The 12,842-nt window shown below is 67.8% G+C and carries 12 protein-coding genes and 2 pseudogenes; 3 read left to right on the top strand and 11 right to left on the bottom strand.

What is annotated here, in order from left to right; translation table 11 throughout:
* The 4 genes and pseudogenes from G5C60_RS45090 to G5C60_RS45075 form a co-directional block, all read right to left on the bottom strand.
* Window positions 1-351: pseudogene (locus G5C60_RS45090) on the bottom strand (kynureninase); the annotation flags it as partial.
* Complete coding sequence (locus tag G5C60_RS45085) at window positions 344-1,192, bottom strand: tryptophan 2,3-dioxygenase family protein (RefSeq protein ID WP_165269100.1); 849 nt, start codon at window positions 1,190-1,192, stop codon at window positions 344-346. The pseudogene G5C60_RS45090 and the gene G5C60_RS45085, both read right to left, overlap by 8 nt.
* A 177-nt stretch (window positions 1,193-1,369) precedes the next feature.
* Window positions 1,370-1,516: pseudogene (locus G5C60_RS45080) on the bottom strand (DUF3151 family protein); the annotation flags it as partial.
* Window positions 1,517-1,895: 379 nt separating this feature from the next.
* Window positions 1,896-3,275 (bottom strand): hypothetical protein, encoded by a 1,380-nt coding sequence (locus tag G5C60_RS45075; RefSeq protein ID WP_165269098.1) that lies wholly within the window; start codon window positions 3,273-3,275, stop codon window positions 1,896-1,898.
* Window positions 3,276-3,294: 19 nt separating this feature from the next.
* Between G5C60_RS45075 and G5C60_RS45070 the strand changes: the two genes are divergently transcribed.
* Entirely contained in the window at window positions 3,295-3,573 is a 279-nt protein-coding gene (locus tag G5C60_RS45070) for a hypothetical protein (RefSeq protein WP_165269096.1), read from the top strand.
* A 170-nt stretch (window positions 3,574-3,743) separates the two neighbouring features.
* Here G5C60_RS45070 and G5C60_RS45065 read toward each other — a convergent pair whose 3' ends face one another.
* Together G5C60_RS45065 and G5C60_RS45060 are read right to left on the bottom strand one after the other, a co-directional pair.
* Window positions 3,744-4,307 carry an SLATT domain-containing protein gene (locus G5C60_RS45065; protein ID WP_241267531.1) on the bottom strand — a complete coding sequence of 188 codons (564 nt, stop codon included), beginning with the start codon at window positions 4,305-4,307 and terminating at the stop codon, window positions 3,744-3,746.
* Complete coding sequence (locus tag G5C60_RS45060) at window positions 4,297-5,028, bottom strand: nucleotidyltransferase (protein ID WP_165269092.1); 732 nt, start codon at window positions 5,026-5,028, stop codon at window positions 4,297-4,299. The genes G5C60_RS45065 and G5C60_RS45060 overlap by 11 nt, the downstream gene beginning before the upstream one ends.
* A gap of 271 nt (window positions 5,029-5,299) precedes the next feature.
* On the opposite strand from G5C60_RS45060, the gene G5C60_RS53855 reads away from it, so the two are divergent.
* On the top strand, window positions 5,300-5,782 hold the full coding sequence (locus G5C60_RS53855; protein WP_338146112.1) for a hypothetical protein: 483 nt from the start codon (window positions 5,300-5,302) through the stop codon (window positions 5,780-5,782).
* Window positions 5,783-6,199: 417 nt separating this feature from the next.
* Here the strand turns inward: G5C60_RS53855 and G5C60_RS45045 are convergent, their stop codons facing one another.
* Window positions 6,200-7,648 carry a recombinase family protein gene (locus tag G5C60_RS45045; protein WP_165269090.1) on the bottom strand — a complete coding sequence of 483 codons (1,449 nt, stop codon included), beginning with the start codon at window positions 7,646-7,648 and terminating at the stop codon, window positions 6,200-6,202.
* 122 nt (window positions 7,649-7,770) lie between these two features.
* Here G5C60_RS45045 and G5C60_RS45040 point away from each other — a divergent pair, with 122 nt between their 5' ends.
* Window positions 7,771-8,190 (top strand): DUF3151 domain-containing protein, encoded by a 420-nt coding sequence (locus G5C60_RS45040; protein WP_165269088.1) that lies wholly within the window; start codon window positions 7,771-7,773, stop codon window positions 8,188-8,190.
* 269 nt (window positions 8,191-8,459) lie between these two features.
* Here G5C60_RS45040 and G5C60_RS45035 read toward each other — a convergent pair whose 3' ends face one another.
* From G5C60_RS45035 to G5C60_RS45020, 4 genes are all read right to left on the bottom strand, one after another.
* Window positions 8,460-9,980, bottom strand: a complete 1,521-nt coding sequence (locus tag G5C60_RS45035) for an MFS transporter (RefSeq protein WP_165269086.1) — start codon at window positions 9,978-9,980, stop codon at window positions 8,460-8,462.
* Between the two features lie 91 nt (window positions 9,981-10,071).
* Window positions 10,072-11,103 (bottom strand): class II fructose-bisphosphate aldolase, encoded by a 1,032-nt coding sequence (gene fbaA, locus G5C60_RS45030; RefSeq protein WP_165269084.1) that lies wholly within the window; start codon window positions 11,101-11,103, stop codon window positions 10,072-10,074.
* A gap of 209 nt (window positions 11,104-11,312) precedes the next feature.
* Window positions 11,313-11,861, bottom strand: coding sequence for an orotate phosphoribosyltransferase (pyrE, locus tag G5C60_RS45025; RefSeq protein WP_165269082.1), 549 nt, complete (start codon window positions 11,859-11,861; stop codon window positions 11,313-11,315).
* A 70-nt stretch (window positions 11,862-11,931) separates the two neighbouring features.
* Window positions 11,932-12,720: an aldose epimerase family protein gene (locus G5C60_RS45020; RefSeq protein WP_165269080.1), complete on the bottom strand. Its 789-nt coding sequence runs from the start codon at window positions 12,718-12,720 to the stop codon at window positions 11,932-11,934.
* Window positions 12,721-12,842: the final 122 nt, after the last annotated feature.

Genomic DNA, 12,842 nt, shown 5'->3' with positions numbered 1-12,842 from the left:
CCCCACGCCCTCCCCAGCCAGGCGCACCGCGCCCACAACTGCCTTGAAGACATTGACACTTGTCGAGTCGCCCACCACGATCTGCCCGGCAGCCGACCCCACCAGCGGCGCGATGCGGTCCCCGATCCGCTCGGGCGCCGTCCACCAGCCGCTCTCGTCCCAGGACCGGATCCGCAGCGAACCCCACTGCCGCCGTACGACGTCCTCGACCCGCCCGGGCACGGCCGCCGGCAGCGCGCCGAGGGAGTTCCCGTCCAGATACACAACGTCGTCGAGTACGAACTGCGAACGCAGCTTGGCCAGTTCGTCGGCCGCGTCCAACTCCTCTGCTTCCACCGTCAGGTCAGACATGGGATCGCGCCGTCCACAGCTCGGGGAACACGTTCTTCTGCGCCCGCTTCTCCAGCCAGGCAACGCCCGCCGAACCCCCGGTCCCGGTCTTCGAGCCCATCGCCCGCCGCGTGGCGACGAGGTGGTCGTTGCGCCATCGCCACACCAGCTCGGCGACATCGGTCAACGCCTCGCCGAGCCGGGTGAGTTCGGAGTTGTCGTCGTCGGCGTACAGAGCCGCCCATACGGCCTCGACCTCGGCCGACGGCTCATACCTGAGCGAGACGTCCCGCTCGACCACAGCGGCGGGAATCGCGTAGCCGCGCCGCGCCAGCAGCCTCAGCACCTCGTCGTACACGCTCGGTTCGTGCAGCGCCTTCTCCAGCTCGGCGTGCACCCGGGGCGCACCCCGGTGCGGTACGAGCATGGACGAGGACTTCTCGCCGAGCAGGAACTCCATCCGCCGGTACATCGCGGACTGGAAGCCGGAGCCCTCCCCGAGGGCACTCCGGTACGAGTTGAACTGGGCCGGGGTCAGCTGCCCCAGGGGCTTCCAGGAGGCGTTCAGCGCCTCGAGCTCCCGTACGGACCGCTTCAGCGCGGCCACCGCGACCGGCACGTCGTCGTCGCGCAGGGCCCGCGCCGCGGTCTCCCACTCGTGGACGATGACGGTGAACCACAGCTCCATCACCTGGGTCGTGACCAGGAAGACCATTTCTCCGGGATCGTCGGAGCGGGGGTGCTGGAGGTGGGTGAGCACATCCGCCTGGACGTAGTCCTCGTACGGCGTCGTGCCCTGGAAGTCGAGATGCGGAGTCGCAGGTTCCTCAGCCTCATGGGCCTCAAGAGCCTCGTGGGACATCGCTGTCTCCTGTTGTGTACTACGGGTAGCGGTCCGCCCTGCCGTTACCGACACGGGGCCCCGGTCCCCACCAGGCATCCTCCACAATGGTCGCCCGAAACGGCAAGGCCCGCCCGGTCACACCCGGACGGGCCCACACAAACCCGACAGTTTCCGCCCAGTGTCTGGGCAGCGGTTTCAGCCCAGTGTCTGGGCAGCCGTCGGCGAGGAGTCCTTCAGGAACTGCGTGCAGCGCTCGTACTCCTCCTGCTCGCCGATCGCCTGCGCGGCGCGGGCGAGGGCGTGCAGGAAGCTACGGTTTGGCTCATGCTCCCAGGAGAATGGTGGAATATGTACCCGAGAGCATGAGGGGGCACGGTATGACCGAGCAGGAGTGGCTGGACAGCCTCGCGGCCCAGCTGCCGGAGCGGGACCTGGAATGGGTGGTGGAGCTTGCCAGGATCTGCTCCACCGAGTGGGCGGGCGACAAGCCTCCGACGGGGGAGGTTTGCGAACCCGCCGCGCCAAGCGCCGCTGTCCATGACGGCGGCGATTCGAGGGCGCCAGCGAGTCAAGGAGGCTCCCAGGCTCCCCCTCAGAGGGACGGGATCTGAACTCATGATCTCTTCGTCCCGAATGGGGTTCGGTTCAACCCAACACGGTCCCGCCGTGACGGACATCCCATGGGGTACCCGAGAGACCTGGCACGAGCGCAGGGTTGGCACTACGGGCGTCGGCCACGCGGCCATGCGTTGACAGCCTCCTCGGGCGGATGCCGCTGTATCCATTTGCGTGCGGCCTCTTCGCCGAAGCCGCGTGACCGGAGGACTTCAAGAGCGGCTGCTCGTACGGTTCGCGCTTTGTCAACGTGGTCCAGGTGGGCTTTCATCCGCGCCACCACGTCGTCGTAGTCGTAGTCATAGCGGCCGTTGACCTTCTGAGCGAACAGCGGCAGGAGTTTGTAGTAGCGACGTTCGCTGATTCCGACCTGCGTCCACGGGTACCGCTCCGGTGCCTCACCTTTCCGGTACTGCATGACCGCGATGCTTGCCTTCCGGCGCACGTACCGACGAGTCGCCTCCGCGCCGCGCGCTGGATCGAATCCGGGGTGGATCAGTTGTTCGAGCAGCGTTGCGGCCGCAGAAGCCCTGTCTGGGGCACGGGTCTCACGCTGGATGCGATCGACCTGCCGCGGGTACGCCATCGCGACGGCGTTCGCCAGCGCCGGCTCATCGCCGCTGATGTAGCCGTGCCAGTAGCCCTTCAAGACCACCTGGCACGCGATCTCGTAAGAGGTCGAGACCGGGTCGACGGTGATAGTCGGTATGCCGTGGCCGTGGATAGCCGTCGCAAGCCTTCCCCATGGCCGATCGATAGGGAGCTGAACCTGCTCGGGCCAGATGCGTGCCGTGAATGCCCAGTCTGCGGGGTGTCGCGTCATTGGTACCGCGATCAGGATGGCCTCGACGGCTGCAAGTGGTGAAATCTCTTCGCCGGTAGTCGCCTTCTCCAATAGAAGCTCGATAAGCCGTCCGTCGTCCTCGGTCTCGCTCGTCACCCAGACGAGGCGCCGGGAGATTTGGAACCACCACCCGTTGACGGAGCCCCCGAGGACCGGGACATAAAAGCGAACGGAAGGGTCCATAATGCGACGAAATAGATCTTTTCGCTGCTCGTGGTCCACGGACGCGCCCAGCCAGTGAAGGACATAGTCCGCCGACAGGCGCCCCGCCGCCGATGCCTCAGCGACGAGCTGACCGGCAATCCAGAGTGCGTCAGCAGCACGCGCGGCGTTCGGCGCAGGGCTGGCCAACGGTGAAACCTGCAGGACGGCCGCAATCTCGCCGTTCACCGGGTCAGGGACCTCCCAGGCTCCCGCCCCTGGCTCCATCGAGCCGACCTGCAGATCCGGGACGTCCACGAAGGGCAAGCCGTTGGGCTCGATGACTGAGGTCGCTCGGCGCAGCGGCTGGAAGCTACGGCCCGAGAGCACGTCAATCTCGCGACCGACGCGGGCGAGCGTGTCCCTCAGCAGGTGGCGGTCTGGGCTACCACCGATCATCTTCGCGGCGTCGTCGACAAGACCCTCAGACCAATGTCCCATCCGGGCAGTATACGAGGGCATGGAGAACGAAAATCCCGCTCTTACGCGGGCGCGATCGTACGAATCCGAGCCGCAGAGCATCCGTGCGCTTGAGGGCAAGTCCGATTTGACGCCCCGCTTCAAACTGATCTTTTCTACGGTGACTGCACTGACGGTCCTGGCCCTGATCTTGAATGTGCTACTGGCAGCGTTCGGGGGAGACTCCGAGCAGGTGAAGGCCGCCGCCGAGGCATGTTCCACGACCTACATGATGGGCTTTGGGGCGATCGTGGGACTCATCGGCGGCAAGGTGGCGTGAGACCTGCCTCTGCGGGTTGAGCGGGCGAGCCGCCGCTTGCGAGGGAGGTATGCATCAGCCCACGCCGCATCGGGTCTCTTCACGGAGGAGTTCGCCCGCCAGATCAGCTCGCCAGCAGCAATCCCTTATGGTCTCGCCGTGATCCGCCCGGTAGAACCCAGGAGCGGGCATCACGATGTGCGCAGTGCTTCTGGGAGGAAGCGGTCGAGCTCTGCGCTGCTGAACGTCATGTCCTCGTCGATCTGCAGGGCTCGCTGTGCGGCCCGGTAGGCGCTGCTCGATGTGTCCGGTGCCAGCCGGTAGACGTGGTTCAGCTTCTCGAGCAGCTCGTCTCTGCGGCGAGGTATGTCCACGGATTGCGGATCGGTCTGTATGTCGGTGAGCAGGTGCAGATACAGCTCCCGGATGTACCAGAGCTCCTTGGCCGCTGCGCGATGCTGTTCCGCGACCTTCTCCGGAGTGAAACTCAACTGGAAGATGGTGAACGCGAGCGCCAGTGCGGAGGCGCCGCTGCTGATGTAGAGCAGGATCCGCTGGTCCGTGATCACCGAGGTCAGCACCGTCCCGGAGGTCAGGGTCACGAGGACGATGTTGATCCACTTCGCCTGGTCCGCCTTGGATGTCTCTAGCTCCCTGGCCTTCTCGTGCGCCTTGTGCGAGTAGACCACGCGGCCGAAGCTCTCCCGGATCGACTGGACGTTCGCCACGTGCCCGGTGTTCTCGTCAGAGCTCATACTGGCTCCCAAAAATCTTCTGCCATTCCAGAGCAGCGTCGAGCTGCTTGCTCGCCAGCTCGTACTCGCATGCCTTGACCGCCCGGCGGTGCGCGCTCTGCGCCTTGCTCAGCCAGGCGTCTCCGTACTGCTTCTTCTCGCTGGTCCCGGGGATCGTGTGCCAGGAGTCGGCCTTCCCGACCAGCTCGGCGAAGAAGTCCCGGACCATCCAGTCGTAGAAGGTCGTGGACTCCCTGGAGCGGTCCCACGTCGACAGAAACGTCACGCTCCGCAGCTCCAGGACCAGGGACTTGATGGGGACCGAGCAGTGTTTCTGCCATGCCTTCATCATCCTGATGAGGTTTCGGGTATTGCCGTTGGTGTGGGCGTCCGAATCGGCCACGTAAGCGATCTCGGCCTCGTGGTCGACATGCTGCCAACTGCCGCCATCATGGGTGTTGGGCACGAGCAGCCCGCCGCCCTTCCGGTGCCAGGCGGGCAGGACCTCCACCGTGTGGCCCGTGGAGAAGTCGACGACCACGACCTGGCCGTCGCCACCGATTTCCTTGGTCCGCGGGTAACGCTCTTGGAACAGGCCCTTGAGTTCCTGCAGGAGGGCCGACTGCCCGTTGTACCTGTGCCCGTTGAAGCGGTGGTACTCGTTGACGGGCATGAAGAACAGCACGTCGACATCCCGCGGCGGGTTCACCGCCGTGCCCTTCCCGTACGAGCCGACGATCATCCGGCAGCCATCCGAATACGGTTAGTTGCTGTAGTGTCCGTGCAGCTTACGGGCGATGGCGTTCGCGCTCGTCAGCGCAGATGCACACTGATCACTCGTCACCGTGATGTTCTTCAGGAAGGTGTCGAATCTGCTCGCCGTACTCATGAGGCCCCTCGCTCGTCCGGAGGGATGAGCGTAGAGGGCGCCACTGACACCGGGCCTGACGAAACTTGCCGGGGTGTAGGTGCCACCCGTCGAGAGACACTTGGGGTCCGCCGATGAGGTAGCGGTGAAGGGCGCTGGCAGTGGTGTCGACGAACTCCTCGGGGATGTCGTCGGCGTCGATCCAGCGGACCTGGGCATGCTTGCGCGGTTCTCGGGTTCGCCGGTCCATTCGTTGGCAGCGAAGACGACGGTAAGGAAGCTGTTGGGGGCTTCGACGCCCCAGGCGCCGTGGATGATGTGCGCGACCCTCGGCATCGACCTGCGCAACCTCGTCGGCCCCCCGCAGCTCGCCGCCCAGGCCCGCGCCATGGAACTCATCGACGCCGTCGTGGACCCGTTCCGCGAGACCCAGCGCGCCAACGCCGCCTACACCCAGGCGCGCGATGCCCTGGACACCTACCTCGCCGAGCACCCCGACATCCGCGAGGAAGCGGACGTGATGGTCTCCACCGCCATGGCCGAGGCGTCCGCCAAACACCTGTTGGAGGCATACGGACCGCCGCCCAGCGAGCACCACGACGAGGCCGACACCTCCGACAAGCCATAGCCTCCGCCCTCCATCCACTCCCGTACTGGGTCCGCAAACCCCCAGGACAGGCACCTCACCCCATCCCCAGCGATCGACCGGCGGGTCGGTGTTGCCGCACCCACACCCGTCAGAAGAGGGCTCACCCCTTGCGCCAACCCGCAATATCCCCTGCGCCGACTCCGCGTCCTAAGCCCGCTTTCCCTCATCCCCCTCACCGTGTCCCACCGCCGTGTTGCCGCCCAACCGGTGGCTACGGCGGCGCGGCGCGGGAGGTCAGGCTCTTTGACTGAGGACGAGTGGCTGCGCCGAGTCGAGGCTCAGCTCCCTGACCGTGACGAGGAGTGGGTCGACGATCTGCTCCGCATCTTCGGCATAGACCGGTCGTGAACGAAGGAAGCCGGGCCCCCAGCCGCACTGGGGACCCGGCTTCGTTCGTCACCTGAGCACCGGCTCAATGTCCGCCGGATCGAAGATCGGCCCGTTGGACGCGGGCTTGATGATGACCGCACGGAAGACCTTGAGGACGGCGGCGCGCTGCTGCTCGATCGTCAGCTTCTCCCACCGCTCCCGTATGTCGATGGGGCCGGCCGAGAAGGTCGCGGCCTCGGCACGATGCAGAGCTCGCTCCCGGTGCAGCTCCACGATCTGCTTCTCCAGGTCCTCGGTGAGCGCGATGTAGCGAGCGGCAGACATGCGCTTCTCCTGCCACGCCTGCTTGAACTCGGCCATGTCCCGTTCCAGGGAGGCCAGTTGGTCTTCCTTGGTCCATTCCGGCGCGCGCTCACGGACGCTCGCCAGCGCCTTGTCCGAGCCGAGGAACACGGCGTTCCTGATGAGACGGTCGACCGGTTCGCCGGCCCGGGCCACTCCCCCGCAACCACCGTCGTTCTTGCCGGGGCACGCGTACTTGAACTGCGATGACGTCTTCGACTTCCGGTACGACGGGAAGGCCCGCATCTTCGTACCGCACCGCCCGCACCGGGCGATGCCGGAGAGAAGGTACTTGGTGGCGTTGTCCCGTGGGACACGTCCCTCCGACTCCCGCTTGACCTTCTCCGTCAGCAGGTACCAGTCGTCGGGAGTGATGATCGGCTCCCAGTCACCGACGACGGGAGTACCGCTCTCGTCCAGGAACAGCTCGCCCTGGTGCATCCGGTAGCCGCAGATCCGCGGGTTCATCAGCATCCGCTTGATCTTGGAGTCGTCGAAGACGCCGCCGCTGTGCGACCTGACCCCCTTGTCCCGCCAGTCACGCGCGATCGAGGCCCAGCGGACGCCATCGAGAAAATCCCTCACCGCCTTGCGGAGGTTCTCAGCCTCTTCCGGCACCCGCGTCCTGCGATCCTCGCGGTTCCATCCGTACGGCGCCCGACCACCAGGGAGCTTGCCCTTCGCCGCCAGTTCCAGGTGCTTGCGCTTCGTCCGCTTCGACGTGTCCGCCGAGGACTTGTTGGCGATGGTGACCTTGATCCGCGCGATGAACCGGCCGTTCTCCGTGGACAGGTCGATGTCCGACGCCGACACGGAGTCGAAGACGAGGTGACGCTTCCGGCGCTCGGCGTCCTCGTACTCGTCGATCCACGCCTCCAGTTCACGCGGCTGTCGCGTGAAGCGATCGATGTCCCAGGCGACGACCCCATCGATCCGCCCGGCCTTGAGGTCTTCCAACATCTGCCGGAACTCCGGGCGGACCGTCTTGCGCTTGTATGCGGAGAGGTCGTTGTCCTCATAGACCTTGGCGACCTCCCACCCCCGGGCAGCGCAGTGCAGTCGACAGTCCTCCTCCTGCCGTGCGACGCCCAGCCCCTCGGCTTCGTCGTCCTTGCTGATCCGGGTGTAGATGCCCACCTGAACGGCCCCGGAGGACCCCCGTCGCGCCGCCATGCGCCGGATCGTCGCACATCGCAATCAGGTACATCAAGCGCCATTCTCATATCCGCCCGGTCCACGGCCGATATTCCGCAGAGGCGTCCCGGACGCCTATCCCCAAGTGGCAGACTGCTTACATGACGACGCACAAGAACCTGCTCGGCGGCCCAGACCCGACCTACCTGCCGGAGAACGAAGAGGCGTACCGCCTGCTGGGCGAGGAGTCCCAGGCGCCGGCCGAGGTCGCGGCGAAGCACCCCACGTTCTCGCTCGCCTGGGCAATGCTCGCCGACGACGCCTTCGAGGCGGGGCGAGTGATCGAGTCGTACGCGTACGCGCGGACCGGCTACCACCGCGGTCTGGACTCGCTGCGCCGGGCCGGATGGAAGGGGCATGGCCCCATCCCGTGGGACCACCGGGCCAATCGCGGATTCCTGCGCTGCCTCGCTGCCCTCGCTCGTGCTGCGGGCGAGATCGACGAGAAGGAGGAGACGGAGCGTTGCTGGCAGTTCCTCAAGGACAGCAGCGCCGAGGCATACACCGAGCTGAAGCGGTAGTCACCACAGCTGAAACGTCTGTGCCGCCGTCACTCAGACAGTGGCGGCGGCACGGAATGCAGAAACTGTGGCATCCCGTCCGGGGGTTCGGCAGGGGACTCGGTGCGCCTTTGTTTGCCTGGTCGCCCGGCGCTGGTGTGGGCGTCTGGGGGCTGCGCCCCCGGCCCCCCTTTGAGGTCGTATGTGAACTGCGGGTCAGTTGTGGCTGGTCGCGCCCGCGCGGCGGAGCCGCACAATGTCACAGCCCCGCGCCCCTACGGGGGCGCCCCTTACGGGGCGCCGGATGATGCCGACTCACCGCGCGAAGCGCCCCGCTGCCCCTCCAGCGGCGGAACCGCCACGCTGCCGTGCGTGCGGCACTCGGGTCGTCTGCAGTCCGGGGCCGGACTGCGTACCGTCGCGAAGGCCACCACCGCGCCCACCACAAGAATTCCCGCGCACAGCGGCATCGCGCGCGCGAAGGCATCGTCGAAGGCGTTCGCCGAGCGGTACGCGTCGTCTCCCATCCCCGCGGCCAGCGGCAGCGCGGCGACCGCGACGAGGCCGGCCGCGCGGGCCGCCGCGTTGTTGATTCCGCTGGCCAGGCCCGCCCGCGAGTTGTCCACGGAGGCGAGCACGGTGGCGGTCAGCGGCGCGACCAGGGTGACCATGCCGAGGCCGAGCACGAGCAACGCGGGCAGGACGTCCATGACGTACGACGCGTCCGTGCCCACCCGCAGCATCAGCAGCATTCCGGCCGCGCACAGCAGCGGGCCGACGGTGAGGGGGATGCGGGGGCCGATCCGCGCGGCGAGGTCGCCGGAGCGGGCCGACAGGAGCAGCATCAGGGCGGTGGTGGGCAGCAGTGCCGTGCCGGCGCCCAGCGCCGAGTAGCCGGAGACGACCTGCAACTGGACCGCGGCGAGGAAGAAGAACCCGCCGAAGGCCGCGTACACGCACAGGGTCACCACATTGACCGCCGTGAACTGCCGGGACGCGAAGATGTCGACCGGCATCATCGGATCGGACCGCTTCCGCTCGACGTACACGAAGGCGATGCCCGCCACGACACCGGCGAGCGCCGTCCCGGCGACGATCAGGGTGCCGCTCCCGGCCTCGATGAGGGCGTACGTGATCAGGGCGAGGGCGAGCGCGCCGAGGGCCGCGCCGAGTACGTCGAAGCCGCGCCCGTGGACCCGTCCGTCCTTCGACTCCGGTACGTGGCGCAGGGCGATCGGCGCGCACATCAGCGCGAGCGGGACGTTGAGCAGGAACACCCAGCGCCAGCCGGGGCCGTCCACCAGCCAGCCGCCCAGGAACGGGCCGACCGCCGCGCCGACGCCGCCGAACCCCGACCACAGGCCCACGGCCTTCGCCCGGTCGTCCGGGTGGAAGGAGGCCTGGATGAGCGCGAGCGAGCCGGGGGTGAGGAGGGCGCCGCCGATGCCCTGAAGGGCGCGGGCCGCGACGAGTACGCCCGCGTTCGGTGCGAGCCCGCACAGCAGCGAAGCCGCCGCGAACCAGATCACGCCGATGACGAAGACCTTCCGCCGCCCGAAGCGGTCGCCGAGGGCACCGCCCAGGAGGATCAGCCCCGCGAGGGTCACCATGTACGCGTTGACGGTCCACTGGAGGGCGGCGAGGTTCGCGTCCAGATCGCGGCCGATGCGCGGCAGCGCGACGTTCACCACCGTCGAGTCCAGCATCGCCATGCTCGAACCGAGCACCGTGGTCAGCAGGATCCACCTCCCCGTGGGGGTGGCGATCCTGACAGCAGTGTTGTCCTGCTTCTCCTGCGGCGGGGCAGCCATACTCCGGAGCATACGGAAAGGCCCGGCGCCCCAGGAGAGTGCCGAGCCCTTCTTCGTACGAAGCGTGCGAACCGGGTGGTGAAACCGCGGGTTACTTGATCTTGGTGCCCGTGGACCGCAGGTTCGCGCAGGCCTCGGTCACGCGCTTGGACATCGACGCCTCGGCGAGCTTGCCCCACGTGCGCGGGTCGTACAGCTTCTTGGAGCCGACCTCGCCGTCGACCTTCAGGACGCCGTCGTAGTTCTTCAGCATGTGGTCGGCGACCGGACGCGTGAACGCGTACTGCGTGTCCGTGTCGATGTTCATCTTGACCACGCCGTTCTCCAGCGCGGTCAGGATCTCCTGCTCGGTGGAGCCGGAGCCGCCGTGGAAGACGAAGTCGAACGGCCCGGGAGTCGCGGCCTTGCCGAACTTCGCGGCCACCCCTTCGTTCAGCTCCTTCAGGAGCTCGGGGCGCAGGACGACGTTGCCCGGCTTGTACACGCCGTGCACGTTGCCGAACGACGCGGCCAGCAGGTAGCGGCCCTTCTCGCCCAGGCCCAGGGCCTCGGCCGTACGGATCGCGTCGTCGACCGTCGTGTAGAGGTTGTCGTTGATCTCGTGCGAGACGCCGTCCTCCTCGCCGCCCGTCGGGGTGATCTCCACCTCGAGGATGATCTTCGCGGCGCGGGCGCGCTCCAGGAGCTCCTGGCCGATCGTGAGGTTGTCGGCGAGGGTCTCCGCCGAGCCGTCCCACATGTGGGACTGGAACAGCGGGTTCTCGCCGCGCGCCACGCGCTCCTCGGAGACGGCGAGCAGCGGGCGCACATACCCGTCGAGCTTGTCCTTCGGGCAGTGGTCCGTGTGCAGCGCGACCGTGATGTCGTACTTCGCGGCGACGATGTGCGCGAACTCGGCCAGCGCGACGGAGCCGGTGACCATGTCCTTGTTGTGCTGGCCGCCCAGGAACTCCGCACCACCGGTGGAGATCTGGATGATGCCGTCGCTCTCGGCCTCCGCGAAGCCGCGGAGCGCAGCGTGCAGGGTCTGCGACGAGGTCACGTTGATGGCCGGGTAGGCGAACTTGCCTGCCTTCGCCCGGTCCAGCATCTCGTTGTAGACCTCGGGGGTTGCGATGGGCATCTGTCCGCTCCTTGTATGTGCGGGTTGCGTTGTTGCTTACGGCCCTGACCTAGGGGGGCGACGTCATCGTCATCCCCATCTTTCCAGACTTGGCCGGATGATCCAGCCACGCCGCCCGAGCCTGTGGACAACTCTTGTCCGCAGCCTCCGGAAGCTGTGGACAACTGTCGGTCCAGGCCTCTCAGTCGAGGCCTCTCAGCCCAGACCTTTCAGTCCAGGCCCAGCTCGTCCTTCGAGTACGCGAAGAGGTACGGCACTCCGGCGCCCTCCTGGATCTTCTCGGCCGCGCCCGTGGCCCGGTCGACGATCGTCGCCACGGCGACCACCTCGGCCCCGGCCTCGCGCACCGCCTCGACCGCGGTCAGCGGGGAGCCGCCGGTGGTGGAGGTGTCCTCGACGACGAGCACGCGACGTCCCCTGATGTCCGGGCCCTCGACGCGGCGCTGCATGCCGTGCGCCTTGGCGGCCTTGCGGACGACGAACGCGTCGAGGCGCCGCCCGCGCGCGGCGGCCGCGTGCAGCATCGACGCGGCCACCGGGTCGGCGCCCATGGTGAGCCCGCCCACTGCCTCGAAGCCGAGCCCGTCCGTCAGGTCGAGGAGGACCTGGCCGACCAGCGGCGCGGCCTCGCCGTCGAGGGTGACCCGGCGCAGGTCCACGTAGTAGTCGGCCTCAAGACCCGAGGAGAGGGTCACCCGGCCGTGCACCACGGCCTTGTCCTTGATCTGCTGCAGCAGCACGCCGCGTACGTCACTCATGTCCGCCAGCTTAGAGGCGCCCGCCACCGGGTCCAGGTGGCCGTCGCCACCGGGTCCGGACGGCCGTGACTCAGAGGCGCCGCCAGGACCACGTGGTGGTGGCTTCGAGGGGTTCGATCGGGGTGACCAGGCGGGGCAGGGTGTTGAGCCCGTTGGGCGGTCCGGTCTGCGGCTCCACGCACACGGCCGCCTCCTGCTCGTCGTACACGACGACCCACTCCTCCCGGCTGGCCACCTTGAGCTCCAGCTGCCCCGGCCAGGTCAGGGTCACGTCGACGCCGCCGGGCATCCCGAAGCAGTCGTCCCACGGGCCGGGCTTGGGGTCGAGCCGCCGGCCGGTGGGCAGATGGTCGTCGCCGCGCTCCTCCTGCCAGGCGGCCGTGAAGTCGATGCGTACGTCCTCACCCCCCAGGTTGCGGTTGAACCACGGGTGCCAGCCGATCTGCGCCGGGAAGGAGTCGTCGTACGTCTCCACGGACATGGTCAGCGTCAGCGCGTCCTCGGTCAGCGTGAAGACCTGGGTGACCCGGCCCGCGTACGGCCAGGGATCGACGAGGTCGTACGTGATGACGGCCTCGGTCTCGCTCGTACGCGCCGTCCGCCAGGCCCCCTCGCGGGTGGTGCCGTGGATGGCGTGCGGCGGGGAGTTGAGGGGCAGCTGGTGCACGGTGGCCCCGTTGAGGAAACGGCCGCCCCTGAGCCGCCCGCACCACGGAACCATCGGGAAGGACCCGAACTTCGCGCCCTGGCGCAGCAGTTCCAGCCCTCCGACCCGCAGCCCTCCGACCCGCCCGCCGTTCCCCGGCCGCACGGCCACCTCCGCGTCACCCGCGGTCAGCGTGATGTCTTCGTTACTCACGCGGGAGACACTACTGGGCCCCTTCAAGGGCCCTGAAGGGGCGCGGGGAACTGCGCGACCAGCCACGACGAACCCGCAGCCGAGATACGACCTCTCGAGGGGCCTGGGGCGCAGCCCCAGCG

The sequence above is a fragment of the Streptomyces scabichelini genome (assembly GCF_011045015.1).
GTDB lineage: Bacteria > Actinomycetota > Actinomycetes > Streptomycetales > Streptomycetaceae > Streptomyces > Streptomyces scabichelini.
This window is presented reverse-complemented; position numbering and strand designations above follow the sequence as displayed.

Coding starts and splice junctions, on each gene's coding strand:
- G5C60_RS45085 (WP_165269100.1), bottom strand. CDS start 1,192: ATGTCCCACGAGGCTCTTGAGGCCCATGAGGCTGAGGAACCTGCGACT.
- G5C60_RS45075 (WP_165269098.1), bottom strand. CDS start 3,275: ATGGGACATTGGTCTGAGGGTCTTGTCGACGACGCCGCGAAGATGATC.
- G5C60_RS45070 (WP_165269096.1), top strand. CDS start 3,295: ATGGAGAACGAAAATCCCGCTCTTACGCGGGCGCGATCGTACGAATCC.
- G5C60_RS45065 (WP_241267531.1), bottom strand. CDS start 4,307: ATGAGCTCTGACGAGAACACCGGGCACGTGGCGAACGTCCAGTCGATC.
- G5C60_RS45060 (WP_165269092.1), bottom strand. CDS start 5,028: ATGATCGTCGGCTCGTACGGGAAGGGCACGGCGGTGAACCCGCCGCGG.
- G5C60_RS45045 (WP_165269090.1), bottom strand. CDS start 7,648: ATGGCGGCGCGACGGGGGTCCTCCGGGGCCGTTCAGGTGGGCATCTAC.
- G5C60_RS45040 (WP_165269088.1), top strand. CDS start 7,771: ATGACGACGCACAAGAACCTGCTCGGCGGCCCAGACCCGACCTACCTG.
- G5C60_RS45035 (WP_165269086.1), bottom strand. CDS start 9,980: ATGGCTGCCCCGCCGCAGGAGAAGCAGGACAACACTGCTGTCAGGATC.
- fbaA (WP_165269084.1), bottom strand. CDS start 11,103: ATGCCCATCGCAACCCCCGAGGTCTACAACGAGATGCTGGACCGGGCG.
- pyrE (WP_165269082.1), bottom strand. CDS start 11,861: ATGAGTGACGTACGCGGCGTGCTGCTGCAGCAGATCAAGGACAAGGCC.